This is a genomic window from Aurantimonas sp. A2-1-M11, from assembly GCF_036549475.1.
Taxonomy (GTDB): Bacteria; Pseudomonadota; Alphaproteobacteria; order Rhizobiales; family Rhizobiaceae; genus Aurantimonas.
Map to the genome: position 1 here is coordinate 58,564 of NZ_JAZHLI010000007.1, position 10,896 is coordinate 69,459.

Genomic DNA, 10,896 nt, shown 5'->3' on the forward strand with positions numbered 1-10,896 from the left:
TCCCGAGATTCAATCGGTCGGAGCATCCCTCGCACGTCGGACGCTCGCCGCTACCCCGCAGGCGGCCTTGCGCCTGCCGGCGCATCCTCGGCAGCCCTGCCCTCCAGTTCTTCGGGCGACGGGATTGTCCGTCCGGGATTGTCGGTATCCGGACCGCCGGAGCCCGTATCGCCGGCCGGCGGATCGGGGCCATCCGTTCGTCCGGCCCCGCCTTCCTCCGGTATGGCTTTGCTCTCCTCCGGCATGGCTTCGCCGCCGCCGGCTTCCGGCGCCGCGGTGATCAGCAACTTCCAGAGTTCGACTGTCGCCGCCTCGGCCCGCTCCATCGGCAGGACGAACCGGCCGGCATTCACTGCCGCGACCAGATCGTCGCGCAGCCCCGCGGCGATGCGGTCCCCGCCGGCCGCCGCGATGCTGGCCCAGCCATAGGCGCGCAAGCCGTTGCGCGGGGTCTCGATGCCCTCGTAATAGCCGAAGGCAAGCCGCCGGATGGTCGCCCAGTCACGGTTGCCGAAGGCGGCGACCTCGGCAGCGTGACGGGCTTCGCCGGCGGGCGTGCGACGCCAGCGCAGCTGCGCCTCGTCTTCCGCCGTCGCAACCTCCTCCGGGCTGAGACGGCCCTGCACGGCCGCCAGACTGCTGGTCTCGACCGCGATGCCGTCGGCCCGCGCCAGGAGCAGCGCCACATAGATGCCGCGCAAACCGTCCTGGGGGATCGCCACGCGCGGATTCAGCGCCAGCGCGCGGGCAAGCAGCGCGATGGCAGCGCGGTTGTCGGCGGCGACCGCCGGCAAGATCATCGCAACGCCGCGCGCGATATCCTGGGGCACGCCGCGGCCGGTGATCAGCGCTTCCGCCGTCGCCAGAATCTCGTCGGTCCCTGCGTCTGAGGACAAAGCGAGGGCATCAGGATCGAGCAGCGCCACTTGCGGCGCCGGCCCACCAGCGAGCGACGGCGCCAGGGCCAGGATCTCGTCGGCTCCGAACTGTCGGCCGTCGCTCAGGCGGGACAGGTCGAACGGGGCGGCCGGAGCAAGGCTGAGGCTCAGGCGGTCCGGCCGGGCGAGAAAGGCCTGCACGGTCGCCGACCAGTCCCAGGTCAATTCCTGCAGGCGCGGATCAGGACCGTCCGGGAGCCCCGAGAACATCGCGGATACGCCGATACCGGCCATCATGGCGGCCGTGCCGCGGGCCTGGTCGGCCGTCATACCCTGGTTTCCGCCGACGACCTCGTAGAGCGCCTCGACCAGCCCGGCGTCGGTGAAGCTGACCTCGGCCGATCGCAGTCGCCCTGCAAGCACCGGATCGTCATTGCCGCCGCCATTCTCGAACGCGGTGAGCGGCATCAGGACGTGGAAGCCTTCGAGGTCGGCGGCGATGTCGAACGTTCCCACGCCGTCGACCGCGACGGTCGCATGCAGATCGTAGTTTGCGGCGGCGACATCGGTCCCGCCGGTCACGGTGACGTCGCCGGTCAGGACCTGGCGGTCGAGCCGTTCGAGGACGGCGCGCATGGTCGGATCGAGCGGCAGGGCGCGGGTGTCCACCGCGACGGACTCGTAGACCGCCTGATCGGCGGAGAGGCGCATCTGGCCGATATCCGCGGTGAAATCGTCGCGGCGGATCTTCAGGCCGGTCACGATCAGGGACCGCGTCACATCGTCGTAACGGCGCGCATCGTAGGTGATCTGCGCAACGTTGCGTCCGGCATAGAGGGCGAGATCGAACAGATAGGGCGAATAGGGCAGCGCAAACTCGAGCAGGCTGCCCGGCAACTCGGCGTCGACCTCGCCCGCCCGCGCGGATCCGGCGTTCGTCAGAAGGAGCCCACACAGGCCGGCAGCCAGTACGCCAGACCTCAACCCCATCGCCGTCTCCTCATCCATTGCCGCGGCAGGCTAGCCGCAAAAGCGGCGCGGGCAAAGCCGAACACATCCAATCAAGACATAAGCAAGTGTTTATGTCCCCTTGTCCCAAGGCCCCAAGACTGGTAAATCGCTGCCAATGCGACCGGGTTCGCCCAGGTCTGCTCCCGAATTTCAACCGTATGGATGGACAGCACATGGCCAATGCACAGGACTACGTCGTCAAGGATATCTCCCTCGCGGGTTACGGTCGCAAGGAGATCGACATCGCCGAGACCGAGATGCCGGGCCTGATGGCCTGCCGTGAGGAATTCGGCACCGACAAGCCGCTGAAGGGCGCCCGGATCACCGGTTCGCTCCACATGACCATCCAGACCGCCGTCCTGATCGAGACGCTGCGCGATCTCGGCGCCGACCTGCGCTGGGCCTCCTGCAACATCTTCTCGACGCAGGACCACGCCGCTGCGGCAATTGCCGAGACCGGCATTCCGGTCTTCGCCATCAAGGGCGAGAGCCTCGAGGACTACTGGACCTATACCGACGCGATCTTCCAGTGGCCGGACGGCCAGCCGTCGAACATGATCCTCGACGATGGCGGCGACGCCACGATGTACATCCTACTTGGTGCCCGCGCCGAAGCCGGCGAGGACGTCCTGTCCAACCCGGGTAACGAGGAGGAGCAGATCCTCTTCGCGCAGATCAAGAAGCGCATGGCCGCCACGCCGGGCTTCTTCGCCAAGCAGCGCGACGCCATCAAGGGTGTCACGGAAGAGACCACCACCGGCGTCAACCGGCTGTACCAGCTGCAGAAGAAGGGCCTGCTGCCCTTCCCGGCGATCAACGTCAACGACTCGGTCACCAAGTCGAAGTTCGACAACAAGTATGGCTGCAAGGAATCGCTGGTCGACGGTATCCGCCGCGCCACCGATGTCATGATGGCCGGCAAGGTCGCCGTCGTCTGCGGCTATGGTGACGTCGGCAAGGGCTCGGCCGCTTCGCTGCAGGGCGCCGGCGCTCGCGTGAAGGTCACGGAAGTCGACCCGATCTGCGCGCTGCAGGCCGCCATGGACGGCTTCGAGGTCGTGCAGCTCGAGGATGTCGTCGCCAGCGCCGACATCTTCATCACCACCACCGGCAACAAGGACGTCATCCGCATCGAGCACATGCGCGAGATGAAGGACATGGCGATCGTCGGCAATATCGGCCATTTCGACAACGAGATTCAGATCGACGCGCTGAAGAATCTCAAATGGACCAACATCAAGCCTCAGGTCGACATGATCGAGTTCGCCAAGGGCAACCGGATGCTGCTGCTGTCGGAAGGCCGCCTGCTGAACCTCGGCAATGCCACCGGCCATCCGTCCTTCGTCATGTCGGCGTCCTTCACCAATCAGGTGCTGGCGCAGATCGAGCTGTTCACCAAGGGTGAGAAATACGGCAACGAGGTCTATGTGCTGCCCAAGCATCTCGACGAACGTGTTGCCCGTCTGCATCTCGCCAAGCTCGGCGCAAGGTTGAGCGAGCTGTCTTCCGAGCAGGCCGCCTATATCGGCGTGGAACAGCAGGGCCCATACAAGCCCGAGCATTACCGCTACTGATCCCTCCCGGACACCGGACCCGAATCAGACAAACCGCCGGGGCGCAAGGCGTCCCGGCGGTTTTTCTTTTGCGCAACGGACGTTGTTGTGGATTGCGCAAGATTCAGCAGAGGCTACTATGCTCGAATCGCTGCGGCCAAGAGGTGGACTGGCCGGAGCGTCAGCGTTTCTTTGCGTCTCGTCAGGGCACCTTGTTGCCTTGGCTTCGGCCCCGGATGGCCGCGAAATCTCTGATTTCCGAGCCGATATCCAGGAGCCTCCGGCAGCGGCGGTGCGTGCGGTAAGCGCCTGCGGTCGGACAAGGACGTCGGGAAACACTGGCTGGCACGAACGGGGACTGACGGAATGTACGAGGGGTGTGGATCCGGGCGCGGCGGCGCTTTCCGGACAAGGATGGATTCCCGCGACGGGAACCCTGCCGCAACGGCAGACCATGGCGACGGTGAACGGGCCACCGGGTCGCGGCTGCGGGCCCTCGGCCCCGCGCTGGCAATCCTGGTGCTGACCCCCGGTTCGGCCCTTGCGCAGGTCCTGCCGCTGTCGGGCGGCGTCGACACCATACTGGGACCCGCCGATATCCTTTATCTGGCCTTGGTCGCCATGCTGATCGGCGCCAGCATGCTGAGCGCGGTCTTCCTGATCCGTCAGCGCGCGGTGACAGCGACCGAGAACGACCATCTGCGGGCCAGCCTTGCCGAAAGCCGCGCCGAAGCCGAAGCACGCATGATGCTGCTGGCCGCCGGCGAGGAACGGCTCCTGGTCTATTCCGGCCCCGGCGCACCGGAAATCCTCGGCACCCTGCCCGGCCCCGCCGGCGCGCCGGTCGAGGAAAAGCGCTTCCTGTCCTTCGGCGACTGGATGGCGGGTGATGTCGCCCTGCGGCTGCAGACGGCGATCACGGCGCTGCGCCATGACGCCGAGCCGTTCAGCCTGGAGATCGACCTGCTGCGGGGGCGCCTGATCGAGGCCACCGGCAAGACCATCGGCGGCCTGGCCGTCGTCCGCTTCGTCGCCATGGAAGGCCTGCGCGAGCGCGTGCGCGAGGCCGAAATCGCCAGCGCGGACGCGCTCGCGATGATCGAGACCATGCAGAACCTGTTCAATGCCGCCCCGATCCCGGTCTGGCTGCGCGACCGCGACGGCCGGCTCGGCTGGGTCAACAACGCCTATGCGGCGTCGGTCGATGCCAGCGAGGCCGCCGACAGCCTCGAGCGGCAGGTGGAGTTTCTCTCCGAGCAGGATCGCCTCACCATCGCCGCGCGGATCGCGGAGCAGGCCGTCTTCTCCGACAAGGTCTCGACCGTGGTGGCGGCCGACCGGCGCAACTTCGCCGTCGTCGAAACCACCGGCCCGCTGGGCTCGGCGGGGCTCGCCATCGATGTTTCGGAAACCGAGCAGGTCCGCATGGAACTGCGCCAGACCATCGATAGCCAGTCGGAAACGCTCGACCAGCTGACCACGGCCGTTGCCCGCTTCGACGACAAGACCCGCCTGACCTACCACAATGCCGCCTTCCAGCGGCTGTTCGACCTGACCAATGCCTATCTGGAATCCGAGCCGGACCATCTCGCACTGCTCGACCATCTGCGCACTCGCGGTATCCTGCCGGTGGAGAAACTGTTCCGCAGCGAGATCCAGGACCAGGACCTCGCCGCCTACCGGGCGACCGAGCCGACCGAGACCATGTGGCATCTCGCCGACGGGCGGACCCTGCGCGTCATCGCGACGCCGCAGCCGCAGGGCGGCGCCACCTGGATCTTCGAGGACATCACCGAGAAGCTCGACCTGGAAAGCCAGGTGAAGGCCACCGTCCAGCTGCAGCGCGAGACCATCGACTATCTGTCCGAAGCGGTGGCGGTGTTCGGCAGCGACGGCCGGCTGCGCCTGTCCAATCCCTCCTTCGCCGAGCTGTTCGGGCTCGACCCGGACTATCTCCTGTCGCGGCCGCGCATCCACACCCTGTCCGATCTTGCCGGCGTGACGATCCGCGGCACGATCCCGGCCGCCGAAGCGGACGGGGCGCATGCCGATGTCGGCGGCTGGCCGCTGTTCTGCCAGGCGGTCACCGCCTTCGACGAGACCCGCCGCGAGACCGAAACCGGCGAGATGACCCTGTCCTCGAGCCGGACCATCGCCTACGCCATCGTGCCGCTGCCCAACGGGCAGACCATGTTGACCTTCTCCGACATTTCCGACGCCCGCCAGGCCGAACGGATGCTGCGCGAGAAGAACGAGGCCCTGGAACAGGCCAACCAGATCAAGAACGACTTCGTCCAGCACGTGAACTACGAGCTGCGCTCGCCACTGACCAACATCATCGGATTCTCGGCGCTGCTGCGGTCCACCGAGACCGGGCCGCTCAACGAGCGCCAGAGCGAGTATCTCGACTATATCGCCGTCTCGACGAGTTCGCTGCTGACCATCGTCAACGACATTCTGGACCTTGCCACGGTGGATGCCGGCATCATGGAACTGGACCTGTCGGAGGTGGACATCGTCAGCACCGTCGAACATGCCGTCGACGGCATCCGCGAACGGCTGGACGAAGCCGGCGTCACCCTCCGGATCGACATCGACAAGGCCGGCAGGAGCTTCATGGCGGATAGCCACCGCCTGACCCAGATCCTCTTCAACCTCCTGTCGAACGCGGCGAACTTCGCTCCCGCCGGCACCGCCGTCGACATCGTCGCCACGCGCAATCCGCAGACGATCTCCTTTGCCGTGACCGATCGTGGTCCCGGCATCCCCGCAGACCAGGTCGACCGGGTGTTCGAGCGCTTCGAGGCCAATCCGGCCGGCGGGCGCCATTCCGGCGCCGGCCTTGGTCTGTCCATCGTCAAGAGCTTCGTGGATCTGCACCGCGGCACGATCCGCATCGATTCGGCGCCCGGCAGGGGCACGACGGTAATCTGCGACCTTCCGCTCGACCCGGCGGCGGCGCAGCGCGGCGACGAGGACGGCCAGACTTTCGAGGACGCAGCCGAATGAGCGCGGTACATCCGGCCAGGGCACCGGCAGCAGACCGGGCCGACCATGCGGAGATCGCGCGCATCGCACTCGCCGACGAAGCCGCCACCATCCGCCTTGGCGGCGACCTGGCGCTGGCGCTGATCGCGGGCGACGTCGTCGCGCTGATCGGCGACCTGGGCGCCGGCAAGTCGACCCTGGCCCGCGCAGCCATCCGCACGCTCACCGGCGAGCCGGACCTCGAAGTGCCCTCGCCGACCTACACGCTGGTCCAGCCCTACGAGACCGTGCCGCCCACGGCCCATCTCGATCTCTACCGCCTGTCGGGCGACGACGAGCTCGACGAGATCGGCTTCGACGATATGGTGCGCGACGGCATCGTGCTCGTCGAATGGCCGCAGAACGCGCCCTCCACCCTCGCCGCGGCCTCGGTGATCGTCATGATCGAGGCGGCATCGGGCGGCGGCCGCACCGCCCGTATCGCAGCCAGTGCGCCGGCAGCGCAGCGGCTGTCACGCAGCCTCGCGATCCGGGCCTTTCTCGCCGATGCCGGGCTTGGCGATACGCTCCGCCAGCGCTTCAGCGGCGACGCCTCCGGCCGCCGCTACGAGACGGTGGAGCACGCAGGGGAAACCCTCATCGTGATGGATGCGCCGCGCCAGCCGGATGGTCCGCCGATCCGCGACGGCCTCCCCTACAGCCGCATCGCCCATCTCGCCGAGGACGTGGCACCCTTCGTGGCCGTGGCGAACGCCTTGTCCGCGCAGGGCTTCGCGGCGCCGCACATTCATCGCATCGACTTGGACGCGGGATTGCTGCTGATCGACCATCTCGGCAGCCAGACACTACTCGATGCGGACGGTCGCCCGATCCCCGAGCGCTACGAAACGGCGACCGCCGTTCTCGCTGCCCTGCACCGAACGCGCTGGGATCCGATCATGCCGGTCGAGCGTGGCCTCATGCACACCGTGCCACCCTACGATCGCCGCGCCATGCGCATGGAAGTCGATCTCCTGCCGGACTGGTACCTGCCCCACGCCCGGCAGCGCCCGGCGACCGACGACGAAACGGCACGCTTCGCGGCCGTCTGGAACGATCTGTTCGACACGCTCGAAACGGCCGAGGTCAGTCTGACGCTGCGCGATTTCCACTCCCCCAACATCATCTGGCGCCCGGCCGAAGCCGGTCTTGGCCGCATCGGACTGATCGACTTCCAGGACGCCCTGATGGGCCCGGCCGCTTATGATCTCGCCTCGCTGGCGCAGGATGCCCGCGTCGATGTCCCGCGCGAGCTGGAAACGCGGCTCGTCTCCCTCTACATGTCGCTGCGAGGCGGCGACGCAGGCTTCGATGCGGCAAGCTTCGAGCGCGACTACGCCATCATGGCAGCGCAGAGAGCCTCCAAGATCCTCGGTATTTTCGTGCGACTCCTGGAACGGGACGGCAAGCCGCAATATCTGCGTCACATCCCTCGCATTAAAGCCTATTTTGCGCGCACGCTCGGCCACCCTTCCCTGGTAGCCCTGCGCGACCTCTACGAAGACTGGGGTGTTCTCGACGCACGGACCCAGCGCCCCCTTTGAGCCCGGACAGAAGCTGCATGACCCAGAAGACCGTCCCGTCCCCCCGGCCCGAGGTTGCCAAGCCCAAGACCGCAATGGTCCTGGCTGCCGGCCTCGGCAAGCGCATGCGGCCGATCACCTCGACGATCCCCAAGCCCCTCGTCGAGATCAGGGGCAAGGCGCTCATCGATTATGGACTCGACGCGCTGGCCCGCAACGGTGTCGAGCGGGTCGTGGTCAACGTCCACTACATGGCCGACCTGATGCGGGCGCATCTGCGCAAGCGCAAGGACATGGAAATCATCGTTTCCGACGAACAGGACGAACTGCTCGATTCGGGTGGCGGCATCGTCAAGGCCCTGCCGGAGCTGGGCTCCGAGCCGTTCTACGTGATCAATTCCGACACGTTCTGGATCGACGGTTATCGCGACAACCTCGACCTGATGGCGCATCTGTGGAACCCGGCGAAGATGGACATGGCGCTGCTCATCGCCGACATGCAGCAGGCAACCGGCTATGACGGCAAGGGCGATTTCGTCATGGACGTGGAAGGTCGACTGACCCGGGTGGAGGAGCGCGACATGTCGCCCTTCATCTATGCCGGCGTGGCGATCGTGAAGCCGCAGGTCTTTGCCGGCATGAAGCCCGAGAAGTTTTCCCTCAACCGGGTCTTCGACGACCTCATCGAGGCCGACCGCCTGTTCGGCGTGCGCCTCGGCGGCCTCTGGATCACGGTCGGCACGCCCAAGGCCATCCCGCTCGCCGAAGCCGCCTTCGTCGCCAGCGCCGCGGCGTAACCCGCCCCGGGCGCGAGGCAGCATCCGCACTCGCACACAGGCTTTGGGCTGCGGAACGGCCCTCGCGGAAGACGGACACGGCGAAGTGTTCGCATTCCGAGGCTTGGCGTTGAAGCTTTCCTAACCCGCATGCGGCATGTTGCAGCCGGTTCGGGGGATGGTTTCCATGGAGTCAGACGGTCATTTCGCCCTGCAGCGGTTGCAGACCGAAATCCTCGAAGCGATCGCGCTAGGTGCGCAATTCGAGGCCATCGCGAACCTTCTGTGTGCGCGCGTCGAAAGCCTGGCTCCCGGCGTGACCTGCTCAATGTTGCTGGTCGACGAGAACGGGCGTCTGCGCTCGCTCGCGGGTCCATCGCTGCCGGCGCATTATTGCGGAGCCCTGGATGGCCTGCGAATCGGTCCGAATGCCGGTTCATGCGGGACGGCGGCGTGGCGTGGGGAGCCGGTGGAGGTGACCGACATCGAGGTCGACCCGCTCTGGTCCGACTTCGCCCATCTTGCCCTGGATCTGGGGCTCAAGGCCTGCTGGTCCAGCCCGATCCGCGATTCCGCCGGGCGCGTGGTGGCGACATTTGCCTTCTACTATGATGTCCGGCGTGGCCCGAGCGAGTTCGAGCGACAGATGGTGGAGGCCTGCGTGCATCTGTGCACGATCTCCATCGACCACACGCAGATGCTGCAGCGAAACCATCACCTCGCCTATTTCGACCAGCTGACCAACCTGCCCAACCGACGCTGCTTCGACGAGGCGATCACCGCCCTTGCGCTCGGCACCTCGCCAAGCTTCGGGCTGATCCTCGTCGACATCGATCATCTCAAGACGATCAACGATTCCATGGGCCATCTGGTCGGAGACTGCCTGATCCGCGAGGTCGCCGAACGGCTGCGCGGCACGCAGGGCGACAATTCCGCCTACCGGCTCAGCGGCGACGAGTTCGCCGTGGTCTGCGATCCTTGCGACGACCATGCCGAACTCCGGCGGATCGCCCTGGGCATCCGCGAGCGAATGAACATCCCCTTCGACGGCCATGGCAACATGATCGTTCCGCAGGTCACGCTGGGCGGTGTCGTCTACGGTCCGGACGGCTGCGACGCGGATGCCTTGCGGCAGAATGCCGATTTTGCCCTGTACCACGCCAAGGAGACGCACCGGGGCACCTACGTCGCCTTCGATGCCGGACTGCGCACCACGATGATGCGGCGGGGCGAGACGATCCGCGCGGTCGATCTGGCTTTGACCGAGGACCGGATCCGGACGTACTATCAGCCCATCGTGCGGCTGGACACGGCGGAGGTCGTCGGTCTCGAGGCTCTCGCGCGCATGGTCATGCCCGACGGCCAGATCGTCCCTGCCGGAACGTTCGCTGCGGCCCTTTCGGACAACAAGGTCGCCTCGCGCCTCAGCGACCGGATGTTCGCCCGCATCGCCCGCGATCTCGCCGCCTGGATCGGCAGCGGCCTGCCGTTCCAGCATGTGGGCATCAACCTCGCCGCGGCGGATTTCGATCGCGGCGATCTGGAGACGCGCCTCCTTGCGCCTTTAGAGGCTGCCGGTGTCCCGTTCAGGCACCTCGTCGTCGAGGTGACCGAGAACGTCTTCCTGGACGGCCTCGGCGAGAACGTTGCCGAAAGCCTGACGCGGCTTCGCAGCAAGGGCGTTCTCGTCGCGCTCGACGATTTCGGCACCGGCTTTGCCTCGCTCACCCACCTGCTCAAGCTGCCCGTCGACATCATCAAGATCGACCGGTCCTTCGTCGACCTGGTGCTGACCGACGCACCCAGCAGCGCGATCATCGAGGGCCTGATGGGCATCGCCGAGAAGCTCGGGATGCGCGTCGTGGCAGAAGGCATCGAAAATGCCGGGCAGGCCGAGCGCCTCAATGATTTCGGCTATCTTCTCGGGCAGGGCTACCATTTCGCCCGTCCTGCCGACTTCGACAGCACGACGAAGCTCCTGAAGCTCTTCGCACAGCGCCTGCCGCCGACGGCGGAGCCTCCGGCCTGGGCAAAGGCCTCCTAGAGCGCGAGCATCCGACCGGACGCTCCAACTGATCCAACTTCCGCATTGGACTGTCCGGCCGGGGCTTCCGGCATCGCCTGCACG

6 protein-coding genes are annotated in these 10,896 nt (G+C 66.6%); 5 read left to right on the forward strand and 1 reads right to left on the reverse strand.

Going from position 1 to position 10,896, the window contains the following annotated elements:
• Positions 1-50: 50 nt before the first annotated feature.
• Positions 51-1,868: a hypothetical protein gene (locus tag VQ042_RS05025; RefSeq protein WP_331816223.1), complete on the reverse strand. Its 1,818-nt coding sequence runs from the start codon at positions 1,866-1,868 to the stop codon at positions 51-53.
• 194 nt (positions 1,869-2,062) lie between these two features.
• Here VQ042_RS05025 and ahcY point away from each other — a divergent pair, with 194 nt between their 5' ends.
• The 5 genes from ahcY (at position 2,063) to VQ042_RS05050 (ending at position 10,812) form a co-directional block, all read left to right on the forward strand.
• A complete protein-coding gene (gene ahcY / locus VQ042_RS05030; RefSeq protein ID WP_331816225.1) occupies positions 2,063-3,463 on the forward strand; it encodes an adenosylhomocysteinase in 1,401 nt (466 codons plus the stop codon).
• 393 nt (positions 3,464-3,856) lie between these two features.
• Positions 3,857-6,451, forward strand: coding sequence for a sensor histidine kinase (locus VQ042_RS05035; RefSeq protein WP_331816227.1), 2,595 nt, complete (start codon positions 3,857-3,859; stop codon positions 6,449-6,451).
• Positions 6,448-8,013 carry a tRNA (adenosine(37)-N6)-threonylcarbamoyltransferase complex ATPase subunit type 1 TsaE gene (tsaE, locus tag VQ042_RS05040; protein ID WP_331816229.1) on the forward strand — a complete coding sequence of 522 codons (1,566 nt, stop codon included), beginning with the start codon at positions 6,448-6,450 and terminating at the stop codon, positions 8,011-8,013. Before VQ042_RS05035 ends, tsaE begins: the two co-directional genes overlap by 4 nt.
• Positions 8,014-8,030: 17 nt before the next feature.
• A complete protein-coding gene (locus VQ042_RS05045) occupies positions 8,031-8,789 on the forward strand; it encodes a nucleotidyltransferase family protein (RefSeq protein WP_331816231.1) in 759 nt (252 codons plus the stop codon).
• Between the two features lie 166 nt (positions 8,790-8,955).
• Positions 8,956-10,812 (forward strand): putative bifunctional diguanylate cyclase/phosphodiesterase, encoded by a 1,857-nt coding sequence (locus VQ042_RS05050; protein ID WP_331816233.1) that lies wholly within the window; start codon positions 8,956-8,958, stop codon positions 10,810-10,812.
• Positions 10,813-10,896 lie beyond the last annotated feature (84 nt).

Excerpts from the sequence above, each read along its gene's own strand:
- VQ042_RS05025 (WP_331816223.1), bottom strand. The coding sequence starts at position 1,868 with ATGGGGTTGAGGTCTGGCGTACTGGCTGCCGGCCTGTGTGGGCTCCTT.
- ahcY (WP_331816225.1), top strand. The coding sequence starts at position 2,063 with ATGGCCAATGCACAGGACTACGTCGTCAAGGATATCTCCCTCGCGGGT.
- VQ042_RS05035 (WP_331816227.1), top strand. The coding sequence starts at position 3,857 with ATGGATTCCCGCGACGGGAACCCTGCCGCAACGGCAGACCATGGCGAC.
- tsaE (WP_331816229.1), top strand. The coding sequence starts at position 6,448 with ATGAGCGCGGTACATCCGGCCAGGGCACCGGCAGCAGACCGGGCCGAC.
- VQ042_RS05045 (WP_331816231.1), top strand. The coding sequence starts at position 8,031 with ATGACCCAGAAGACCGTCCCGTCCCCCCGGCCCGAGGTTGCCAAGCCC.
- VQ042_RS05050 (WP_331816233.1), top strand. The coding sequence starts at position 8,956 with ATGGAGTCAGACGGTCATTTCGCCCTGCAGCGGTTGCAGACCGAAATC.